Here is a 22,281-nt window from a genome sequence, read left to right as displayed (position 1 = left end):
GAAAATTGCAGATAGATATAAGAAAAACCCCCGAGTAAATACAAGATTAGCTTGTATTTACTCGGGGGTTTTGGATTGAAATGACTTAAATTCGACTTGTCACCAAAAGCCAAATTGGAAGCGTAAGTGCAGAATAAAAAGTGGAGAGCATTACACATTTTGTAGCAAAGTGATAGTCACATTTGTACTGTCGTGCAAAGATGGCGGTGCAGGTAGCAACTGGTGTTGCGAACATCAGTACAAGGACTGAATTAGCAAGAGTCCAATGATCACTTATAAGATATAAAAAAACAAATAATAAGAATGGAATGATTAATAAGCGGAAAAGGTTGATTTCATAGGCCTTCTTTTCTTTATATAATTCTTTTAATGAAGTTTCTCCTAATTGTGCGCCGACAAGAAACATTGCTATAGCAGTAGTTGCATTTGATAAGTATCCAATTGGTTTTGTAATCAATTGGGGAATGGATATATGTAAGCAAAATATTAGTAACCCAACGATTACGCTGATAAAACCAGGAGATAAAAATGATTTGATATTTATTCTTCGTTTGGATGAAAATGATGATTGAAACAACATCAAACCAATCGTAAAAATAAATATATCATTTACAAGTTCTATAATAGAAGCAATAAACAAGGCTTCATTTCCAAGAACTTCTTTTATAAATGGCATGCCGATAAAGCCAGTGTTATTGAAGGCTATGGCAAATATGAAAATCGCTCCTAATGCATTCGGCAGCTTTCTTATTTTAACATATGTTAAGGCAATTATAAGGGACACCGTATATACAATAGTGGAAATTACTGCTGTATATATTCCCATATGAACAAGACTTTTGCTAATTGTAACACTAGTCATAGAGTCAATAATCATAGCTGGCCATAAAATATTTACTAAAATAAATGCAAATCCATCGATTTGTGTGGTAGAAAGAAATTTGTATTTGCGTGAGACAAACCCAGGTACAGCTAATAAAATAAATATCAAAACACTGCTTATGCAGGAAAATAAACTAAGAGATTCCATAATTTCCTTCTTTCTTATCCTTATATAATATACATACGGTTTTGGTGATGTAGATTATTTGATAGCTATGTATTTTCAAGCATTTATAATTATGTAAACATGTCGACAATGATAACATAGAAGAAAGGCTAAGTAAATGGTTTTGATTTATGCATCTGCACAAGAATTTGTGTATATTCGCATATAGTAAATGTAAAATAAATTTGATAAGATTGATTTATAAAAGAAATGCGATGGGGCACACGTAATAACAATTACGTCGTGCCCCTTTTTCATTTAATCTAAAGGAGGATTTCATATGAGGAAATTACAATTTAAAAAGTTCGGGGTATTGTTATTAGCAGTTACATTATTATCAGGATTGATGCTAACAGGTTGTGGAAAAACTGAAAGCAGCACAGATGATTCATCAGTAACTTATGACAACTCATTTTCTAAAGATGGAGTGCCAAGTGCAAAACTCACAGAGTTACGTAAAAAAGGAGTTTTAACTGTAGGTTCATCTGGAGATGCACCATTTGCATACATTGATCAGGCTACGGGCGCTTTCAATGGTGTTGATGCAGAAATCATTAAAGAAGTTGCAAAAAGACTCGGCATCAAAACTGTAAAAATGGAATTAATATCATTTTCAGAATTGATTTTGAACTTGAATGCAAAAAACATTGATATGATTACAGATTGTATGTACATTAGAGCTGATCGTGCACAACAAGTATATTTTGGTGACATTTGGTATACACAGGGTGGTGGACTTTTAACTGCTAAAGATAGCACAATTAAAGGAGCGGAAAACTTTAATCCAAACACAACAGTTATTGGATATACACCAGGTACAGTATGGCAGACAGCTGTAGAAGCATGGAAAACAGCAGGACTTATAAAAGAAGCTAGAGCAACTGGCGATCAGTCAGAATCAATAGTAGCTTTACAGAATAAAAAGATCGACGGATTCTTAACAGATTCAACAGTATTAGAGAACTTATTTGCAAATTCACCTGCTACTGTAGCAAACTTGCAGATGGCAGTAAACTACAAAGATGATGCAAATACAGTAGGTAGAATTGCTCCATCCGTTTCCTTTGAAAACATTGCATTTATGGAAGAAGTTGATAATGTTGTTGCAAAAATCAGAGATGAAGGTGTAATTAAGAAAATATTTGAAGACTACAAATTGAACCCAGCAATTCATATGATTACAAATGACCAAAGGTTACATACACTCAATACAAGAACTCAGTAATTAGATTAATACAACAGTAGAGTATATAAATATTGCAGGTGTATATACCTGCAATATTTATTTAAAAAAAAGGAGGCTGATTAAAATGCCACTATTAGAAGTTAAAGGATTACAAAAGAGTTTCGGTGATCTTCAGGTTTTAAAAGATATTAATATATCTATTACGCAGGGAGAAGTTTTAGTAATTATTGGCCCTTCTGGTTCAGGGAAAAGTACACTTCTTAGATGCCTCAATTTACTAGAAATTCCAACAGGCGGAGAGATCTTATACAACGGTAATAATATATTAAAACACAAATTTAATATAAAAAACTACAGACAAGATGTGGGAATGTGCTTCCAGCGATTTAATCTATTTCCTTTTATGACAGTGCTTGAAAATGTTACATATGCTCCAATACATGTATTGAAAAAGAAAAAAATTGATGCACAGAAAAGTGGTATAGAATTATTGAAAAAAGTAGGCCTTGCTGATAAGGCAAAAGTTTTTCCGAATACTTTATCGGGTGGACAGCAACAGCGAGTGGCTATTGCACGTGCACTTGCAATGGGCCCTAAAATGATGTTGTTTGATGAACCAACTTCTGCACTCGATCCAGAATTAGTTGGTGAGGTATTAAATGTAATGAGAGAACTAGCAAAAGAGGGAATGACGATGGCTGTTGTTACTCATGAAATGGGATTTGCCAACGAGGTAGCTGATAGGGCAATATTTATGGATAATGGATATGTGGTGGAAGATAGTACACCAGCTGAGATGTTCTCCAATCCCAAAAATGAAAGAACAAAGGAATTTTTATCCCGTGTACTAAATAAATAACAATTAGGAGATGACGCATATGGAAGTAGTAAAAAATTTAAATTTTCCTAAAGCTATACAAGAGTTGCTTCCGAAATTGTTAGGAAGTGCATTACAAATTGTTGTGTTAGCTACGATAATTGGTTTTATATTCGCTATTATTATTGGATTTTTACTTGCATTAGGAAGAGTATCAAAAAATAAGATATTAAATCGTATTATTATTATTTTTCAAGAGTTTATTAGAGGAACCCCATTATTAGTTCAAATGGTGTATATATACTATGTTATTCCAATCATTGTTAATATCATAGCAAGTCTCATGGGATTTACCAATTATACTTTCAATATAAAATCAACAACCGCAGGTATTATAGGGCTTGCTATCAATTATGGAACATATATATCAGAAGTAATAAGATCTGCTATTATATCAATAGATGATGGACAGATGGAAGCTGCATTAGCATTAGGATTTTCACCACGTGAGGCGATGCTTAGAATCGTAATTCCTCAAGCCTTTCGTAATTCGGTCCCTGTATTTGGAAATTATTTGGTAATGATGGTTAAAGATACTTCATTAATGGCCTATATTACAGCACAGGAATTCTTGATGACAACAAAAGCTTATACGGCTCAGACATTCCTTACAATCGAATCCTATACCATAGTGGCTGGTGTTTATTTGGTGATTTGTATACCTTTGGGACTTTTAGTAAGGTTACTGGAAAGAAAGTTGAATAAAGGAAGACGTTAGTTATGATGATAAGGAGGGATTCTATAAATGAGTAAATATATTATAACAATAAGTAGAGAGTTTGGATGTAATGCCAGGGAAATCGGAAGGTCACTTGCAAGTAAATTAGGTGTTCCCTTTTATGACAAGGATCTTGTGGATCTAACAGCTCAGAAAGCAGGCGTTAATATAGATACAATTAAAGAATCAGATGAAATTATGAATATGAAACAAAATCGTTTATTTGCTGATTTTGGATATGGTTCATCAACTGCATTTTATTCTGAAAAGGCAATTACTACGCAAGCAGAAGTCATACGTGAAATTGCGGATAAGAATGAATCCTGCATAATGTTTGGACGTTGCTCTGATTATATTTTAAAAGAGTATCCAAATGTTCTAAATTTCTTTTTATATGCGCCTTTGGAAACAAGAATAGATCATATAGCATTAACATACGAACTGAGCATAAAAAATGCAGATAAGATGATAAAACGTATTGATAAACAACGTCATAATTATTATAAATATGTTACGGGGAAAAACCGTGGAGATAGATATGATAAGCATGTTATGATTGATGTAAATACTTATGGTGTTGATGGAACTGTTGCATTGTTATGTGAAGCAATACGAATAAGGTTTGAACAGAAATAAATTGAACTGTTATGTGATGATTATATGTTAAAGTAAATAAGTGTAACTGCTAGACCAAATTGTAAATGGTTGAGCAGTTACACTTATGTTTAACTTAAAATAGCTAGTATGTGGTTGTTTTATTTCATTTTATTTATTGTGCTTTAAATATTTAATTGCATTTGATAATTTTATTGGATTGCCATAACGAAGCGTTCCCATTCTGTAAATTTTAGCACCAAACATACCGACAAGTACGATTGATACAACTAGTATTAGAAACGATACAGCAATTTCCCATGGTGCAACGGTTCCCATTGCAACTCGTGCAAACATTGCACTATATGAACTGAAGGGTAAGAAAGATGCTATTTTAATAACGATTCCATTTATATTAGATAATTGAACTAATACAACAAAATATACGATCATAATAATCATCTGTACGCTACCAGCACTTTTGTTGATATCTTCGGTCTTTGATACTAAGGCGCCCATTGCACCATAGATGAATGCATAAAATAGGAATCCGCCGATTCCAAACATTCCAAAAGTAATGAGTACACTATTTGGAATTGCAAGAATCATATCAAGTTTATTTCCCCATGCAGCCTGATTGAATCTATATGAAAATACAGCTACGCAGAGTATTAAACCGACCTGGCCAAGACTTGCAATTGCACCAGCAATAACCTTGCCAAATAATAAACTGTTTGGATTCGTACTTGTAATTAAGAGTTCAATCGTTCGGTTGCTCTTTTCCTGTGTAACAGAGGTTGCTATCATTATTCCATATATAATGATGGCCATGAAGATTACAATTACAAGAATATAGCAGTACCAGAAATTCTGAGTCATATCTTTTCCAAGAATCTGCTCATTGGAGGAGATTGTTGGGTTAAAAGCAGTAACGACAGTTGAGTAATCGAGGCCGTTCGCGGCACAGTAATTTATCTGATTGATCGTTGTCATAATCCCATTAAATGAGTAAGTATTACTGTCTGACATACTTTTGTCATAAATGTAATAATCATAACTTGTTAGAGAGTTAACAACAAATCCTGCTTCTGATTTATCTTCTTTCACCGAATTCTTCACATCATTTTCATTGGTGGCAATCTGCCATTTCACATCGCTGAAAACGCTATTCAAAAGTGTCAAATCATTTAGAGATCCGGTTTTATCATATATTATCATGTTCTTTAATTCTTTTGCATCTTGGGCACTCTTTGATTTGTCAGATTCGTTTACATTTTGAGCACTCTCAGTTTTTTGTGGGGTCCCAAGAATTCCGGACATATCAAAGAAACGTGGGAGAAACATTCCTATGCCGACAAGAGCGATGAGGAAAATAGTTGAAATCATATAGCTTTTATTTTTAAAATAATTTTTTAATTCATATTGTAGTACTACCAAAAATTTCTTCATTATTCTTCACCAACCTTTGCTATGAATATGTCATTTAGTGATGGTTTATAAGTTTCAAAATGTTCAACTTCAATGTTTTTACTAATTATTGCAGTAAGTAATGCATTTCTAGTAACACCATCATGAATTTTGATAATTAAGGTATCTTTTATCTTTCCTGTAATTTCTAGAAGGTCACTTAATTCGCCTGCGCATCTTGACTCTAATTCATCGAGACTAAGATTCACTGCTGAAAGTACTAACTGTTTTTCACCGTATTCAAGTTTGATTTTATCCAAATCACCGGATAGAACAACTTCACCATGGTTAATAATTGCAATATCTTCACAAAATTCTTCGACATAGCTCATCTGATGGCTTGAGAAAATGACTATTTTATTTTCAGAAATCAATTCCCTTACCACTTGCTGTAAAATCTGTGAATTGATTGGATCAAGTCCGCTAAATGGTTCATCCAATATTATAATATCAGGGTTGCATACAAGTGTTGATGCAAGCTGAACTTTCTGCTGATTACCTTTTGATAATGTTTCTAATTTCTTCTTTTCATAATCGATAACCTCAAGTCTTGTAAGCCATTTTTTTGAATTGGCAATGGCATTTGCCTTAGAAATCCCCCTTAGCCTTGCAAGATATACCATCTGTTCAATGACAGTTTTCTTAGGGTATAATCCTCTTTCTTCGGGTAAATATCCGATCTGATGATTTCTTTGTACAAACTTTTTCCCATCTAGTAATATTTCCCCGGAATTACTGTGAAACACATCCATAAGAATACGCATGGTAGTTGTTTTACCAGCTCCGTTTCGACCTAAAAGGCCTAACGCTTTGCCGCTTTCGACATCAAAAGATACACCATGAAGTACCTCATTGTCACCAAATGATTTCTTAATATCTTTTACCTCTAACCTCATTATTTCCTCCATTCAGCCTTTTACCGCTACCTTTATTATGCTTCATAAATCTTGCTTTCTTTTATAAGTTCTTTTAGCTTCGCTCTGATAGACCATCCTAATGAAAAGAATAGAATTGCAAATGCCATGATAAGTGATGGAAATATAACGGTTGATAAAAACGAAAACTTGCCAATTGAAAGCTGTATGGCTGCTAATATCGATTCGTATAATCCAATTGCACCTTCAAACGCAGCAAGAGAAAGCCACCACCTTGACATTTTCCTACAGCTTTTGATTCTGGAATTCAAATCAGTGAATATTTCAAATGGACCCTCTTTTGCCTTTTTTCTAAACGTGGCCCAATGCATGTAGATACCGACGCATTCAACCCCAAGGTCTTCAAGAAAATTAACATAAGCAATATTTTCAATATTCTTGCTTCCCATTTTATCCAGAAATTCAATTTTATAAATATATTTTCCGGGCTCTTCCTCTTCGAAAACATATCTAGCCCAGAAATAATCTACAAGTGCCATTCCTTTTGCGGACATAGAATTAATCCATCGTTCTTCTTTTTCATAATTATAAAAAAATTTAAATGTGGTATGTTTCACTCTACGTTCTCCTTTACTATCTGATTCCCATTCATTATTAGCTCATTAAGCCGTTCAATCTCGCTGATTATAATTTCTTTGCCTAAAGTAGTGATAATATATTGCTTTTTTCTTGATTTATCATCAGTAGAAAATGATTCGATTAAATGTTTTTCAAGAAGCGTATTAATTGCGCCATATAGAGTGCCTGGTCCTAAATTAACTCGACCATGGCTTAATGCACTAACATTTTGCATTATTCCATACCCATGCATAGGCTGGTATAGTGATAGCAAAATATAATATACAGCTTCTGTCAATGCTCCTCTTTCATTACTTTCAGGCATAAGGAAAGCTCCTTTCGTAAAATTTTGGTTTGGAGTCGATGTATCGTCGGACGTTATATCGGCTACCGTAATAAAACTATATCGTAAGACGATATAGTTGTCAATAGAAACTTTGGTAATATTTACAAATAATTAAGAATTAAATGTATCGTTACATTTTATTATAGAATAGGTAGGTAATACACCTTGACATTTATATTAAGCAAATGTAGAATATAAATATGTTCTGCAAATGCAGAAGTAGAATAGAGGGACAAAAATGAAACGATTACCGGATTCGGAGTTAGAACTAATGATGATTATATGGCGAGCAGAAAAGCCTGTTACAAGAACAGAGATTGAAGAGGGGCTCAATGATGAAAGAAAATTATCCCCAACCGCAATATTGTCATTTTTATCTAGATTAGAAGAGAAGGGATTTCTCAAAATCAAAAAGCAGGGAAAATCAAATATTTATACTCCTATTATCAAAGAACAGGATTATACACGAAAAGAAAGCAAGTCTATTCTTCAGAAAATGTATCACAATTCTGTCAAAAGCTTTATGACAGCATTATATGATGGGGATAATCTTAGTGAGGATGATATTAAAGAGTTACAGAATTTTATAGATGAGAAAAGAAGAGGAAAGTAGATTTGAAAAGGGGAGGGAAGTAATTTATGCTAGAGACACTTTTTTATAATTTGTGTGAACTTATGATATCAACAACCATGATAATCATAATTATTATATTGATTCTTCCATACGCCAATAAAAATTTTGGAGTAAAATGGAGAAAAACATTATGGATTATACTGGCTGTTAGATTGATTATTCCATTTGATTTTTCATTTACAAATGCATTAATTAAGTTGCCTAAAATCAACTTTAGTATAACGCAAAATGGGTGGACTATGCCGTTAACTATAGTTTTAATCCTTATCTGGCTAACCGGTGTATTTGTTTATTTAAGGATGCAACAACTTAATTTTTGGCATTTTAGAAATGATATTATGGACTCAGCTAAAAAGGTGAAAGATCAAAAAATCTTAGATACATTTAATCAGATCAAGAATGAACAGCATATAAAAAAGGTCATTCCACTTTATCAAGGTGAAAAAGTAAAAACAGCGATGGTTTTAGGCGTATTTCAGCCAGTTATGATACTTCCGCATGAAACCTATTCTATGGAAGATGTATCTAATATTTTTCATCATGAATTTATGCATATTAAAAATCATGACGGATGGTATAAAATATTTATGATGGTAATTACGAGTCTGTATTGGTTCAATCCATTTATTCATATTATGACAAAATTCAGCTATAATGACGTAGAGCTTGTATGTGATAAAAAGGTCACCGAGAAGATGGATAAGTCCCAGCGAGCCCAGTATAGTGAAACAATATTGGATTCTATATCGCAGGGAAAAAAGAGAGATTTAGCAATAACGACATGTTTCTATGGCAGTAAAAGAATGATGAAAAAGCGAATTGAAAATGTTTTTGATGAAAAGCCTAAAAAAGCGGGTTATTCTATGATGGCATTGATTATAGTACTTTTCATTAGCTTCGATTCGCTAATATCATGTGGATATGCAGCTGCAGGAAGCAATTCTGAAATGACAGAAAATCAAAGTGATTTAGGTGCAGTAGCAGAAGCGTCAACGGAGGCCCCTACAAAAACAAAAAGTTTGCTAGATGATTATGTGCACCCTTATAATAATTTAGTAGCCGACACAGAACTTAGTAAAAAAGCCAGAGATATATTACTTTCAAATCTAAGTGACGAAGATAAGAAAACTGTGACTTATGAAATTAGCCGTATGCACTGGTGGATTGATAATACACTGCTTCAATATTGGAAAGACAGAAGTTCAACTTCCTTAATGTGGAATGAAATATATTATGTTGCTAGTTCTTACGATAATTCAGAAGTTCGCATGGGCCGAAATGAATACACAGGAGTTGAATGCCTACAATCATTGGAAAAAATAAAGGCAATAGTAAATAATCAATATTTTTCTTTAGATATTGATAAAGCAAGCGCTCTAATGCAATCGGCAATTGATCTACATGATTTAGAAACATTATATAAATTTCATCAAATTATACATGACTTGGATTATTGGTTACTTAATTATCCGATTAAACCATTTAGGGCAGCTCCTGCAGATTGGCACGGCATATATGTGTACTTCTCAGTGTTAGAGTCGTATAAATGTATTGAATAAAAGTGGATAAAAATAAATGATTTCGATTATAGGAATTCTCCTTGACAATTATACGAAATTGCGTTATAGTAATAACACAATAAAAGATATTTTCAAGCTCGACTTACACGAAGTAAGTATTTATTCAGAAGGAGGTTCATATGAGTAAGAAAGAAGCGTTTACCAGCGAAGAAACATTATCAAAAGAACAGATTTTGAAGACCGAAATATTAACACAGTACAAGAGTGTTAGACAATTTGCAATTGAGATGGAGATGCCTTACAGCTCCTTGATGTCAGCATTAGACAAAGGTGTATCTGGAATGGCATATGAGACAGTCATAAGTATATGTAAGAAGTTGGGAATTAGTCCAACTGATTTTTCTAAAAATGGGATTGAAAATGGTAACACAGTCGAAGAATTATCAGATCATTCAAAGAGATTGATTGCCTATTATTCAAAACTTAATGTTGACGGTAAGCAACGACTAATAGAATTGGCTGAAGATTTTACGGAACTAAAGAGATATAATGAATAAGATACTGGTATAGAAACCGAATCATAATTAGAAACCGAATCATAATTAGAATATGTATCATAAATAAAATGAATCATAATTAAAATACAAGCATAATTAAACTACGAATCATAAATAACATAAGATAATTCAGATTTGGAAGTGTATGAACGTTGACGCGTTTTGGGGATGAAAACTAATTCAAAGTTCATACACATACAATCTCATAATAGATACCTAACAAAATAATTCACTTTTAAATTGTACTTCTTTAGCACGTTCAATTAAGTATTTATATCTTTTCTGCTCTGAATTTAATTGATATATATAACAGTCAATCAAGTCAGGTTCTATCGCATTCTCGAAGTTTGAGTATGCAACATCTATAGCGATTTTTGTCGATGCTATTTCCTCAAGAAGATATTTTTCTTCATAACTCAAAGGTTCCTTATCTTTTTTTAAATTTATAAACCTTTTCATATTTCATCCCTTCTTTCTACGTTTATTTTCTAGTAGTATAGTCAATAAATGGTAACTCCATACAATCAAAAGCTATATTTTTTACATTAGGAGGATTATTCGTGATTTATAAAATGCTGTTTGTATATGCATTAATAAGTGCCGCTGTAATAATGGACTACAAATATTTTAAAATTTCAAATTCACTAAATATGTGGGGCTTGATCTCTGCTATATTTTTACACCTGTTTTTGTATGAACAATATAACTTATATAGCATTGCAATTGGATTAGCGATACCATTTCTATTATTATATCCTGTCTTTATGATAGGCGGTATTGGAGCTGGTGATGTAAAACTGTTATGCGTTATTGGCATTGTTATAGGGATGAAAAGCAGTATAAGATTTACCGCTTTTTGCTTTGTGATTGCAGGAATAATTGGAATATCAAAACTATTATTTCTACAAATACGGCATTTAAACAATAAAAGATATTCAATGCATAAGATTCATTTTAGTTATGCAATATTTGTGGCAAGTATTTTAGAACCAATAATAAATAATATTTATCACGCAAGTGAGGGGGGATTTCTGTGAAAAAAAGTGTATGCGTAATTTATGATGTGGATGAAAAGTATGCGCACAAATTAATGAATGTAATGAATAAGAAAAAGAAGATACCATTTAAGACCTTGGTATTTACTTTGGAGGAACCGTTATTAGAATATTTAAAGGAAAATAGTCTTGATATTCTTGTGATTAGTGAGGATGCACTTACAGATAATATTAAAAAGCAAAGAATAGAAAATATATTGGTACTGCGCGAGGATATGGAAGTATCTAATATATCAGATGAAGGAAATGAGCATGACCTTTTGGGTATTTATAAATATCAGTCTTCTGAAAATATTGTAAGAGAGGTTATGAATTATTGCTCAAGACCCTATATTGATTTATCCACCAGAGCGGAAATAATTGGAGTATATTCTCCAATTAATAATGCATATAAGACAGCATTTTCATTGGCACTTGCAAATGCGTATGGTGAAAAATCTTCAGTTCTGTATATTAATCTAGAAGAATTCTCTGGTCTTGGAGAAATCCTTACCGAAGGGAATAAGGGTAATCTTTCTGACGCAGTGTATTATTATAAAATTTCAAAGGAAAGTTTCTTGAATCAATTGGAGTGGGTGGTTTCTAATGCTGGGAAAATCAATTATATCCCCCCAATAAAATGTGCGGAAGATGTGACTTATATATCGACACAGGAATGGATAGATGTATTTACTTATATAGCAAATTTTAGTGCATATGATGTAATTGTGTTAGATATTTCAAATGCAATTAAAGAACAGTGGAAATTAATGCAGATATGTAAAAGAGTTCTTATGCCAGTGAGAGAAGATTATATCTCCAAAAAGAAGATTAATAGCTTCGAGACATATTTATTAGAAATTGGAAAAGAAATAATTTGCGACAGCATTGAAAAAATCAATGTTCCATATGATAGCAGCATAAGTTTGTCATCAGATTTTATGGAACGAATTGAGTGGAGTACATTAGGAAGTTTTGCAAAAGAGATTGCCTATGGATGAAGCGATTGAAAGAATTAGAAAACGTGTGTTTGAATGCGTTGAGCCAGATAGAGATCTTGAAGACAATGAATTGTATACATATATTGATGAGGCGATTCTACAAGAAAATAAAAGCTCGATTATATCTATGTCACAGCGGGAAAAATATCGAATTGAAATTTTCAATTCGATGAAACGCTTAGATATATTACAGGAACTTTTAGATGACAATTCAATTACAGAGATTATGATAAATGGCTATCGCAATATATTTGTTGAACGCTTCGGAAAAATATCAAAGTGGGAAAAGGAATTTCAAAGCAAAGAAAAATTAGAAGATATTGCTCAAAAAATAGCAGGAAAATCAAACCGAATTGTAAATGAGTCAACGCCAATCGTTGATACTAGGCTTGGCGATGGTTCCAGGGTAAATATTGTTCTTTCTCCAGTAGCAATCGAAGGACCAGTAATCACAATTAGAAAATTCTATAAAATGCCTATCACAATTGATAAATTGATAGAGCTTAAATCAGTCACAAAAGATGTTGCTACATTCTTAGAAAATGTTGTAAAAGCAAAATATAATATTTTTGTAAGCGGTGGAACCGGATCCGGAAAAACAACATTTCTCAATGCATTATCCAATTTTATCCCAGATGATGAAAGAGTTATTACAATTGAAGATTCAGCGGAATTACAGATTAACGGTGTATCCAACCTCGTTAGATTAGAAGCAAGAAATGCGAATGTTGAAGGCAGCAATGCCATCACAATAAGAGAATTAATTCGTTCAAGCTTGCGAATGCGTCCAGATCGAATTTTGGTAGGGGAGGTGCGGGGAGAAGAAGCTATAGATATGTTGCAAGCAATGAACAGTGCTTGTATCAAAATACCATCAAAGGTAAATTATTGTATAAATACGACAAATCCTTATTACATCGGATTTGTATCAAAGAAAAGGAGTACTTATATTGCTTAAAGATGAGATACTGAATTTTAAGCCTTCATATTTTGAAGTTATTAAAATTGCTGATGATTTTATAGAAGTAAAATCAAAATGTACAAAACATTGTTGGATTATAAATAGAACAGTTTTATATGGTGATATACCATATTGGATATATCATAAACACTCGTCTAAAATTTTATACTATCATAAACATACGTATGCATTCTCAATTACCCAAGCGATAGAGAAAATTATTTCACATGATTCTTACGTTATAAAAAATAAAGAAATAAAATATTATAACAAGAGAGTTATCAGTACTCAAAATAAAAGAAGATGATTTTGTCTCATCTTAAAATAGAATGTTTTATGAATTCCCATTTTTAGGTTGGGATTTAAATGTTAACTTAATAAATCTTTTAAAAAGTCATCAAGATTGTCTATTTTATTGATAATTATATTTTTTAATTTTTTCATTGGATTGCTGGTGCAAGATGCAGAAGTGATGATACAAGTTAATGTTTTATCAACACCAGGTTGTATTGCTAAATCGGCCCAAGTATCATCGCCTAGTATATATATATATCCTTTATTGTAATTAGCCATAAATGATTCTGTTCTATCAAATTCAACACCTTGACTATTTAAATATTTTCTGAGAAATTCATCATCTTGCACCTCGTTTCCTAATATTCTGCGCCATACTATCATATTGTCATTTGTTTTTTGAATTATACTTTCAATCACATTATCAAATTTATTTGTCATATTCTTTCTCCTTTTCTATCTCGGTAATAATTTCATTAACATATTTTGTAAGTATACTATATGATTTTTCCTTTTTATCTAATAAATAAAAAACTTTATTAAATTTTTTTATCAATGCATTTTTTTTTATCTTTTTATTTACTCTACCATCACATTTATGCAGTATTCCCCATGAACTTAATATGAAAGTCTCTGCACTATAAAGTTTGGCGTATTCTCTTGTATTAAATATTTGCTCACTATTATCATTTATTAATGAGGCATATTCATTAAGTCCCTTTAATATTACATCTACTTTCTTATTAAAATATTTTTCATCATTCTGATTTTTATATATTTTATTAATCTTAGCATTTACTTTAGAGGTAACTATTAATGTTATAAAAGAAATCAATAAACTTATAATACTTGCCCAAGCGCTCAAAGAAGTCAATTCATCAGTAGTGAGCATCAAATCCCCTTTTCTATAATTTTCATACTTGTCAATCAATGATATATTAATTAAATATATCATATTCTAATGGTATTAACAATATTTTCATTTTATTATTTCATATAATACACGGGGTATCTGAAGTGATTATTTTCAGGTACTCTGTTTTTATGCTCAGTTAAAAAGTAATATTTTGTTATAGTCTAATGCGTAATTCTGTTATTCTCTTACATATACTCCCACTTTTTTGAAAGATGAAAAAACTATACGTAGTAGTATAAATTATCTGTCAATGGTATAATCGAGACTGATTATACAGAGAGGATAGCAAATAGATGACAGTTGATGAGTTTAAAGAGGTGTTAGATAGAATACCAGTTAGAAAATTTTCAAAGTATGCAGTAAAAGCAGATAATCAAATATTACTTCAGGATAGAAATAGGCTATATGATTTTAGACTATTACTGCAAAATAAAAATAATATAGATAATGATTTTAAAATAGCAGGAAGAGTAATTGCAGAAATCTATTTATCACAGCAGTTTTATGCAGTGCCATTACTTATTCGTGGGGTTATGTATTATCTTGCCTATACAGCGTATTCACTGCGAGATGTAGATCATACATGTAAGCTTTATATGTTAAGAAAATATAGTTATCCGAAGTTAATTGTAAGAGCTGTGAATAATGCTTTTGACGAATTGGGACGACAGAAGAAATATTGGACAGACAAAACATTTTCATCAGGGAAATGGGCTATGCAACCTTTGGAAGATTATTGTAATAATGTTCTAGGGCAGTCAGCTACATCTCAGCAGAATATAGGTAGCCAAGTAAAAGCATCTGTACAAACTACAGTGTTGAATAAGTCTAGTGTTGCACAAGCCAATGCATACATCGTACCTACATTAGATTTTTCATATGCAGGACATAAGGATGGTTACTTAGGTTATATGCTCTCTAAGCTGATAGAAAATGTTAATTATAAGACTTATGTAGAGTTGTATGGTGGTTCTGGTATAGGTATAATGCAGCATCCTTTTAAACATGGAACTGAAGAGTACATAAATGATATGGATAATAGAAATGTCTGTTATTATAAAGTTATATCTGATAGGTTTGATGATTTTATTGCAAAATGTAATCGCGTAGTATCAGAGATAAAAAGTAAGGCTAACATTAATATATTTAATAGTGGTAAAAGAGATTATGCCTTGCGTATGTATAGAAAGCTTACAGGAAAGAAAAGTACTAAAGTTTGGGATACATGGATTTTATCGTATATAGAAAACCTGATTTCAAACGAACTAGGAGTAGCAGATGCTAAGCATATTGAGGCTTATAACGTTATAGCATTGGAACCTAGCAGAGAAGAGATCGAGTATTGTATTGGCTTATGGAAATACTATTCAAATTATACGCCAACAATTGACATTGCAGGTAAAGATGAGTTAGAAGTTGCATTCAGTTTTTATTTTTCCAACTTTTTTTTGTATGGTGGTAAAGATAAGAGTATAAGTGGAGCTCAACCTAAAACAGTATCGACTTTCTTAAAAAAAGATTTTAAACAAGACCTTGTTTTATATAGTCAGAGGATGGCACAAGTTAAGAAGTTGATTCCAAATGATGCAGTACCTTATATAAATAGTTATGATGGAATAAACACTTTCTTTTATTCGGATAGTCCTTATATATCTACTTCAGGCTATCAAGGGTTACCACCTTTCGAATTAAATGAGATGCAAATTTTGGTGAATAGTCTTTTGAATAGTAAAGGGAAATGGATATTCTCTTGTAAAAATGGAGTAGAAAAGAATAAGCACAAAGGAATAGGGGAAGAGGATGTTTACGCATATGAAGAATTGGTTAATTTAGATAATAAGATTGCACCAATTGCATTAAAGTATTTGACTAAAAAACCTAATGGTGAGAGGAAGATAAGTATGAACTTTATTATTAAAAAATATGGTTCTGATGTAGCCAATATAATTAATGAATTAGATGATTTAAAGATTCCTAAGAAGTATCTTCCCGAGTTAGATGTTAAAGCGAAAAAATATTATATAGCAGAGACACTAAAGATGTTTAAAGATATGAGGAATGAGTTATTTGTATATTACCTCGGTAAAAATGGGGTAGAGCCAAAACGAGAGTTGCAAGGGACTGTAGTTGGTAGCATGCCATTTGAAATTATGATTTCAAATATAGATTGCACAGTACCAAATTATGAGGAGTATGTAGCATCTGAATATTATGTTAAAAAGGCTAAGATGACGAAAAATGTTAAAAAGAATAATAATATTATTGTGTATGATGAGTATAAGAAAGTAAACTTTAACGAATTTTTAAGTTGGGAATTAGATGTTTTATAGAGTTTTAGAGCCAATTTCGCGAGAAGTTGGCTCTTGTTTTAATCTAATATTTATGGTATAATAAAAAGTTTATAAAAAAGTGTTGACAAAATAATATATATTTGATAAGATAAAGAAGTCAACAAGGTAATAATAGATGCGGTAAACCACCGCGAAAACTCTGGTCATACACGCGACTGTCTCCAAGTAGACAGCGTTGCTGATATTCACAGGTTAATTCAGGAAAGATTCGACAGTAAATTGTCGTAACTTTCCTTTTTTGTTATTTAAGCCTAATGCGTACGATGGAGGATTTGAAGATGAAGATGAAAAGTAAATTCAAAGAAATAGTCAATATTACTGGTAAAAGTGGTTCAGACACCATTAAATTAAAAGCGTCTCAAAAAGAAGCCATAAAACGAATTGACTTTATGGAATTATCACCGATGACTAGAGGTTGGAGAGGTCTACTGGCAATGTCTCAAGGAGTTGGTAAAACTAATATTGGTGCAATTGCAGCTTTAAAACTAGGAATTAGTCAAAATCGTGGTGTTATTATCATCTGTAAGAAAGCGACATTGCAAGGATGGGCAAAAACAGTCGAAGAAAGAGCTTTTATTAATTCAACATTATTAAATAGGTTAGATTTTAAGTATCTAATAATTTCTGGTGATTATATGTATGCTAAAGCACCAAAGTTATCGCATGATGTAGATGTGCTGATCGTAAATATTGAAACTATGTGTAATTTAATGGAGACTGCCTATTATAAAACATGGTATGCAAAGCATGAAAATAGCTTTGTAATAGTAGATGAGGTTCATGAAAGAATGAATTATACTGGTGTTAAGTTTTTGAATTCATTAACAGATAAGTCCACTGTTTTGGGTTTATCGGGTACGCCAGAATCAAAAGATGAAAATAGAAATGCATTGTTACTTCAGTACTTCCATGATGCGTTATCTATTGATGGAACTCAATATAGACATCAGACAGGAGAGTATATTTACAAATATTCAATGTCAAAAGCAATTATTAATAAAGATATTGTAAATTACGAAATAGAAAAGATAATCATGGACAAGCAAAAAGCGAATTTAATTTCAACGATAAATATAGAAGCACTTAAGCAAAAGGGCTTAATAAATAATGGAAACCTTGCGGAATTTACGCAGGCTTTACCTCAAGTTAGTCTATTTGGGGATGTTTATAAAAACAATAAAGCTAAATATGGCAAAACAATAATCGGATTGAAGAATAAAAACTATGTTATAGCGATGACTTGGGTATTGGACAAACTTGGTATCAAGTATGGTGTATATATTTCAGAAGGTAAAGAGGTTAAAGGTTTTGCGGTCACTTACAAATCAAGAGAAAATTCATTGAATGCATTTAAAAATCCAGACAGTGGAGTGGATATTTTACTTACAATCCGAGCAGCGGCTGTAGGAATTGACATTCCAATTGCTAAAACTTTATTTTATACTCATAATTCAAATTCATTGCAGTTTGTAAGTCAGTTGTTTGCAAGAGTAATTAGAATTCATGAAAATAAGACCGTTTGTCATGTGGTTGATTTCATAGGAGATTTTGAAAAAAAAGTACTTTGGGATATTAACAATCTTCCAAACGATATTGATCCGGTGGATTGTAGTAATTCTTCAACTCGTCTAGAGAATGAAATAAATGAATTTGATGTCAATGAACTAAATAGGGTATTCGTAAGTTTGAACTGTGAAGTCCTATCTTCATTAGATATAACAAATATCGAAGTATCTAATACATTGGGAGCGCTAATTTATAAGCAGTGTAGAGATGGTGATTGTAATGGGGATATTCAGACGATTTTGGTAAATACACAATTAAAAGCTAAACTTCAAGATATTTCAAATTATTTAACTGATAGTATCGAAAACAGTGGACCAGAGGTTGTCGCAGAGGGCTGTAAAATCAGTGTGTTTAGTAATGATTTAGGTATATTAAGCTATGAAAATTTACTTGATATTACGTATTATTTTGTAGTACATAAAGCTATGCCGAAGTTTTATTCTATGCAGGATATTACATCAAGTTTCGACAGTGTCGAAAAATTAGCAAACCAACTAACCGAAAGGAATATGGTTAGAATGCAAGAACAAGTTATTGTAAGAAATTTTTGGAATACAAATGAGATTATAGCTACAAAATATACAGATTTTAATAGTTTTAGAGATGATTACAATATTTACGTAAATAATTACTTAGATAAAATCAAGACAGCCTAATTGGAGTGATACTGACGGAGCCTATTATCATAGGCTCCCACTATTGGAGGAGTTTATGATGAAAATTAATGGATTTAGAGACTATTACTACAGTTCAAAGAATGAAAGATACCAAGTATGCTATGTGGATTATATATTTGGGGATAAATTAACGGAACCTTTGTATTTAGATAGGTCGGTAAACTGGTTATTGGAATCTACTGGAGTAAATGTGATCTATTCCTTATGTGAAGTAGAGAAAGATAAATTGAATAATGGTTTGCCATTGGAGAAAGTAGTACCTATTGTGGTCGATAAAGAATACATCCAAGATATTAATGAAAAGTATATAGATTGCATGATAAAAGCTATGGGTAAATTGGATAATACAGTCGAGAATGGACCGTTAATTAGGATACATTTTAGGCAGCAGACTAATGAAAGTGTCCTTACAAGGGTTTATGTACTAAATGATAATTTAGAAGTTATGAAAGGATCTCAATTTGAAGGCAAGTATATAATTGCAGAGTACTACAATAAAGATAGTTATGAAAGAGTCGAATATCATGACTGTAAAGTGAAATCAGATAATTTGGTAGATGTTGTTTTAAAAACAAGTTCTTCAGATGAATTTAAAAGATATATTAAAGGAAAAGCAAAAGAAAAGTTGTTGGGGTTAGCGAAAAGTAAGATCGTATAAAGGTATAAATATAAAGTCAGTTATGTCATCGTAACGGGGTATCTGACTTTTTTAGTCTTTATATGGTTCTAATCCATAGTTTAAGAATAATCTCAAAAAGTGAAGAATAACAAAATATGTTTGTAAATAGCAGTATCTCTAGTATATAAGTCATAGATTATCGAAGTTCATAAATTGCAGAAATCTTAATAAGTGTCTGACCTACAACGTAAGTCTGACAGGTATCAGCCCCAGTACTAAGAGATTATAAGTATAATAGCTGACACCGTATCAAAACCGGCAGTTAATTTCTAGTATTTTAAGTCTGTTAGGTATTACTGATATTAAATTATATTTTGAAGTATTTATCTGTTGAGGTGGCAATTTATCTTAAGTCACGTTTTCTAAAAGCAACATTTGAAATTGAATGCAGGTGTGTTTTTGAACTACTCATATGAAATTAAACTGGTATAATTCAGCGAAGTTCTGCTCGTTGATATATATATCAATTAATTAATTCATGGAGGTAGAAAGATGAGTACACAAGAAGTAGTATCAGTTAAAGCAGCTAGAAGAAGTCATTTATTAGGTGAGTTTTTGAAAGAGTCAAAAGCTTTAAGAAGTGAAGAAGTAGTAATAGATCGTGCAACCTTAAATATTAACGAATTATTAGCTGATCATTATGAAAATGCAAAGATGAGTACAGGTACAGCGCTTTGCAGCGTGTCTGAATTAGTCGATAAAAAAGACATGGTTGCAAGAGGGTTTGAAGTAGTTAAGGTTGAAGGCGATATGAAAGATGGTTTTAAAAACACAACATTTTACTTTATCAAAGCAGATTCAGATTATGTTTATGCTGAGTGTTATTTTAGTAATTACATACGTTGTTGTAGACTTATTATCAGCAAAAGTATTTTTGAAAAACTGGGGTTACGTAAACTTAATGCAATTTGTTTGAAGGTAGGCACAGGTGATGGTACAAGATGTGTAACATATGTAACACTAAATTCTAAACCTTTTAAATTGCATAATGCTTTTAGCGTTAGCGTTGGTGAGGAAGTAGATCATAAGCAAATTAGCTTAAATTTGATTACAAATGAGAGTTTAAGAGCGGCTTCCACAGCTTTGAATCAAAAAAACAAAATTTATGCAAATCATGTTTCTATGATGAAAAACGGTCATTTTGGATTTGTAATTAAAGAAAATCCTAAAATTCTATCTGACGCTGATATTAAGGAATTACAGGATCCAAATGGTAAAAATTATACTATTAAGATAGGAAGTAGAAATGAGTTATTTTTATCTAAGGAATTTACAACCGAGTTAGAGGGACTTCAGGAACAGCGAGCATATGAGGAGAAATATTATGGCGAATTCGCGTATAATCCAATTAACGATATGCGTGGCAGATTTGAACTGAAATTTCAGCAATTGATTATGCAGAGCATTTCTGAGAGAAAGGTGATAGATACTATTTTAGAAGAATATAAAAACAATGCTTATTCTGTTCAGAGATATAATCTTATGCCTTTATATGAGAAGTATCATATGGATTACAATAAAGGTAAAAGTGCAGCAAATAAAGAGTTCTTAAGCTTATAAGGTTTTTAAGGCTTGTTGGGGTAGATGCTCCAACAAGCTTTTTTAATGCTCTATTCCCATACATCGTTATAACTCCTACATTCTTTTAAAGAAGTCCTGCAAACCGTTTACAAGCCTTAAAAAGTAAGGAATTTTAATTATTTTCCAAGAGCCACTTGAAAAAAATTGAGACATTATGTAACATAACGTATCGTCAAAAAAAGGCGAAAACTATGGAAGGCGGTGGCAAAAGTGGGCGAAATATTAACTAATGAACAGTGCTTTAAAAAATATCCGAACCAATGGGTATTATTACAAGCAGTGGAACGTGAAGGCTACAGTATTACAAAAGCTGAATATATCAATAGTGATTTATCAAAGCAGGAGATATTAGATGAGGCACGAGGCAGAAAAGCTTCAGGACAGGATGTATTTGTAATTTGCACGATTGAATCGTTGGAAGATGCATTTGCATTTGTTGCATTCGATAACCAATTAATTAATCAAGACTATGTTAGTCCTCAGGAATACGCAGAACTGTTTAATTATTATTATGGTTTAAGCTATGCTGAGTATCCTACTATATAGTCGAAAAGAGTCTTCAGTCTAAAAACTAGAGGCTTTTTCTATAAACGGGCGAACATTTACTAGATGCTGCAGCGATACAGATCTTTACAGGTTTAACATTATTTAAGACAAGTACGAATTCTTTTGTAGGCAATCATTGTAAGTACTAGACAATGATTGCCTTTTCATTTTCAAATAAGTAAAGCATTTAGTACAAATGGGGTATTTGAATTGTTGAATGTACTAAATACTATCG

23 protein-coding genes are annotated in these 22,281 nt (G+C 31.9%); 15 read left to right on the top strand and 8 right to left on the bottom strand.

The features are described from left to right. Positions 1–85: 85 nt before the first annotated feature. Entirely contained in the window at positions 86–1,030 is a 945-nt protein-coding gene (locus tag BMY18_RS16280) for an AEC family transporter (RefSeq protein ID WP_092456016.1), read from the bottom strand. A gap of 298 nt (positions 1,031–1,328) precedes the next feature. Here BMY18_RS16280 and BMY18_RS16275 point away from each other — a divergent pair, with 298 nt between their 5' ends. The 4 genes from BMY18_RS16275 (at position 1,329) to BMY18_RS16260 (ending at position 4,465) form a co-directional block, all read left to right on the top strand. Further along, entirely contained in the window at positions 1,329–2,273 is a 945-nt protein-coding gene (locus tag BMY18_RS16275; RefSeq protein WP_092456013.1) for a substrate-binding periplasmic protein, read from the top strand. Between the two features lie 85 nt (positions 2,274–2,358). Beyond that, positions 2,359–3,093, top strand: coding sequence for an amino acid ABC transporter ATP-binding protein (locus tag BMY18_RS16270; protein WP_092456010.1), 735 nt, complete (start codon positions 2,359–2,361; stop codon positions 3,091–3,093). Between the two features lie 19 nt (positions 3,094–3,112). Next, positions 3,113–3,829: an amino acid ABC transporter permease gene (locus BMY18_RS16265; protein ID WP_092456007.1), complete on the top strand. Its 717-nt coding sequence runs from the start codon at positions 3,113–3,115 to the stop codon at positions 3,827–3,829. Positions 3,830–3,856: 27 nt separating this feature from the next. Beyond that, positions 3,857–4,465 (top strand): cytidylate kinase-like family protein, encoded by a 609-nt coding sequence (locus BMY18_RS16260; protein ID WP_092456004.1) that lies wholly within the window; start codon positions 3,857–3,859, stop codon positions 4,463–4,465. Positions 4,466–4,594: 129 nt separating this feature from the next. On the opposite strand, the gene BMY18_RS16255 is transcribed toward BMY18_RS16260, so the two are convergent. From BMY18_RS16255 to BMY18_RS16240, 4 genes are read right to left on the bottom strand one after another with little or no spacing between them, the layout of a single operon-like run. Further along, positions 4,595–5,872 carry an ABC transporter permease gene (locus tag BMY18_RS16255; protein WP_092456001.1) on the bottom strand — a complete coding sequence of 426 codons (1,278 nt, stop codon included), beginning with the start codon at positions 5,870–5,872 and terminating at the stop codon, positions 4,595–4,597. Further along, positions 5,872–6,786, bottom strand: coding sequence for an ABC transporter ATP-binding protein (locus tag BMY18_RS16250; RefSeq protein ID WP_092455998.1), 915 nt, complete (start codon positions 6,784–6,786; stop codon positions 5,872–5,874). The genes BMY18_RS16255 and BMY18_RS16250 overlap by 1 nt, the downstream gene beginning before the upstream one ends. Positions 6,787–6,821: 35 nt before the next feature. Then, positions 6,822–7,382, bottom strand: coding sequence for a DUF2812 domain-containing protein (locus BMY18_RS16245; protein WP_092455995.1), 561 nt, complete (start codon positions 7,380–7,382; stop codon positions 6,822–6,824). Further along, positions 7,379–7,708: a PadR family transcriptional regulator gene (locus BMY18_RS16240; RefSeq protein ID WP_092455992.1), complete on the bottom strand. Its 330-nt coding sequence runs from the start codon at positions 7,706–7,708 to the stop codon at positions 7,379–7,381. The genes BMY18_RS16245 and BMY18_RS16240 overlap by 4 nt, the downstream gene beginning before the upstream one ends. 259 nt (positions 7,709–7,967) lie before the next feature. Here BMY18_RS16240 and BMY18_RS16235 point away from each other — a divergent pair, with 259 nt between their 5' ends. The 3 genes from BMY18_RS16235 to BMY18_RS16225 all read left to right on the top strand — a co-directional run bounded on the left by BMY18_RS16235 (position 7,968) and on the right by BMY18_RS16225 (position 10,440). Next, the gene (locus tag BMY18_RS16235; RefSeq protein WP_092455990.1) at positions 7,968–8,342 is read left to right on the top strand and encodes a BlaI/MecI/CopY family transcriptional regulator; all 375 of its coding nucleotides are present in this window, start codon (positions 7,968–7,970) and stop codon (positions 8,340–8,342) included. A gap of 26 nt (positions 8,343–8,368) precedes the next feature. Then, positions 8,369–9,922: a M56 family metallopeptidase gene (locus BMY18_RS16230; protein WP_092455987.1), complete on the top strand. Its 1,554-nt coding sequence runs from the start codon at positions 8,369–8,371 to the stop codon at positions 9,920–9,922. Positions 9,923–10,062: 140 nt separating this feature from the next. After that, positions 10,063–10,440 carry a hypothetical protein gene (locus tag BMY18_RS16225; protein ID WP_092455984.1) on the top strand — a complete coding sequence of 126 codons (378 nt, stop codon included), beginning with the start codon at positions 10,063–10,065 and terminating at the stop codon, positions 10,438–10,440. Positions 10,441–10,656: 216 nt separating this feature from the next. Here BMY18_RS16225 and BMY18_RS16220 read toward each other — a convergent pair whose 3' ends face one another. After that, positions 10,657–10,899 (bottom strand): YaaL family protein, encoded by a 243-nt coding sequence (locus BMY18_RS16220; protein WP_092455982.1) that lies wholly within the window; start codon positions 10,897–10,899, stop codon positions 10,657–10,659. A gap of 101 nt (positions 10,900–11,000) precedes the next feature. On the opposite strand from BMY18_RS16220, the gene BMY18_RS16215 reads away from it, so the two are divergent. The 3 genes from BMY18_RS16215 to BMY18_RS16205 are packed head-to-tail and all read left to right on the top strand — an operon-like array spanning position 11,001 to position 13,433. Beyond that, complete coding sequence (locus tag BMY18_RS16215; RefSeq protein WP_092455979.1) at positions 11,001–11,477, top strand: A24 family peptidase; 477 nt, start codon at positions 11,001–11,003, stop codon at positions 11,475–11,477. Continuing rightward, positions 11,474–12,475 carry a P-loop NTPase family protein gene (locus BMY18_RS16210; protein WP_092455977.1) on the top strand — a complete coding sequence of 334 codons (1,002 nt, stop codon included), beginning with the start codon at positions 11,474–11,476 and terminating at the stop codon, positions 12,473–12,475. The genes BMY18_RS16215 and BMY18_RS16210 overlap by 4 nt, the downstream gene beginning before the upstream one ends. Further along, positions 12,468–13,433 carry a TadA family conjugal transfer-associated ATPase gene (locus BMY18_RS16205; protein WP_092455975.1) on the top strand — a complete coding sequence of 322 codons (966 nt, stop codon included), beginning with the start codon at positions 12,468–12,470 and terminating at the stop codon, positions 13,431–13,433. Before BMY18_RS16210 ends, BMY18_RS16205 begins: the two co-directional genes overlap by 8 nt. 372 nt (positions 13,434–13,805) lie before the next feature. On the opposite strand, the gene BMY18_RS16195 is transcribed toward BMY18_RS16205, so the two are convergent. Further along, positions 13,806–14,171, bottom strand: a complete 366-nt coding sequence (locus BMY18_RS16195) for a hypothetical protein (RefSeq protein ID WP_092455970.1) — start codon at positions 14,169–14,171, stop codon at positions 13,806–13,808. Beyond that, the gene (locus BMY18_RS16190) at positions 14,161–14,622 is read right to left on the bottom strand and encodes a hypothetical protein (protein WP_092455967.1); all 462 of its coding nucleotides are present in this window, start codon (positions 14,620–14,622) and stop codon (positions 14,161–14,163) included. Before BMY18_RS16190 ends, BMY18_RS16195 begins: the two co-directional genes overlap by 11 nt. A gap of 317 nt (positions 14,623–14,939) precedes the next feature. Between BMY18_RS16190 and BMY18_RS16185 the strand changes: the two genes are divergently transcribed. From BMY18_RS16185 to BMY18_RS16165, 5 genes are all read left to right on the top strand, one after another. Then, positions 14,940–16,976, top strand: coding sequence for a DNA adenine methylase (locus BMY18_RS16185; protein ID WP_092455964.1), 2,037 nt, complete (start codon positions 14,940–14,942; stop codon positions 16,974–16,976). A gap of 299 nt (positions 16,977–17,275) precedes the next feature. After that, on the top strand, positions 17,276–19,219 hold the full coding sequence (locus BMY18_RS16180; RefSeq protein WP_170841445.1) for a DEAD/DEAH box helicase: 1,944 nt from the start codon (positions 17,276–17,278) through the stop codon (positions 19,217–19,219). 55 nt (positions 19,220–19,274) lie between these two features. Further along, positions 19,275–19,898, top strand: coding sequence for a hypothetical protein (locus BMY18_RS16175; RefSeq protein WP_092455959.1), 624 nt, complete (start codon positions 19,275–19,277; stop codon positions 19,896–19,898). A 513-nt stretch (positions 19,899–20,411) separates the two neighbouring features. Continuing rightward, positions 20,412–21,479 (top strand): hypothetical protein, encoded by a 1,068-nt coding sequence (locus tag BMY18_RS16170; RefSeq protein ID WP_092455956.1) that lies wholly within the window; start codon positions 20,412–20,414, stop codon positions 21,477–21,479. A 231-nt stretch (positions 21,480–21,710) separates the two neighbouring features. Then, on the top strand, positions 21,711–22,046 hold the full coding sequence (locus BMY18_RS16165) for a hypothetical protein (RefSeq protein WP_092455953.1): 336 nt from the start codon (positions 21,711–21,713) through the stop codon (positions 22,044–22,046). Positions 22,047–22,281 lie beyond the last annotated feature (235 nt).

Origin of the sequence: [Clostridium] fimetarium, assembly GCF_900111235.1 — a bacterium.
In the GTDB taxonomy this organism is placed as follows: Bacteria; Bacillota; Clostridia; order Lachnospirales; family Lachnospiraceae; genus Clostridium_N; species Clostridium_N fimetarium.
The sequence above is the reverse complement of the archived record's forward strand: the minus strand, read 5'-3'. Positions and strand labels throughout refer to the sequence as shown.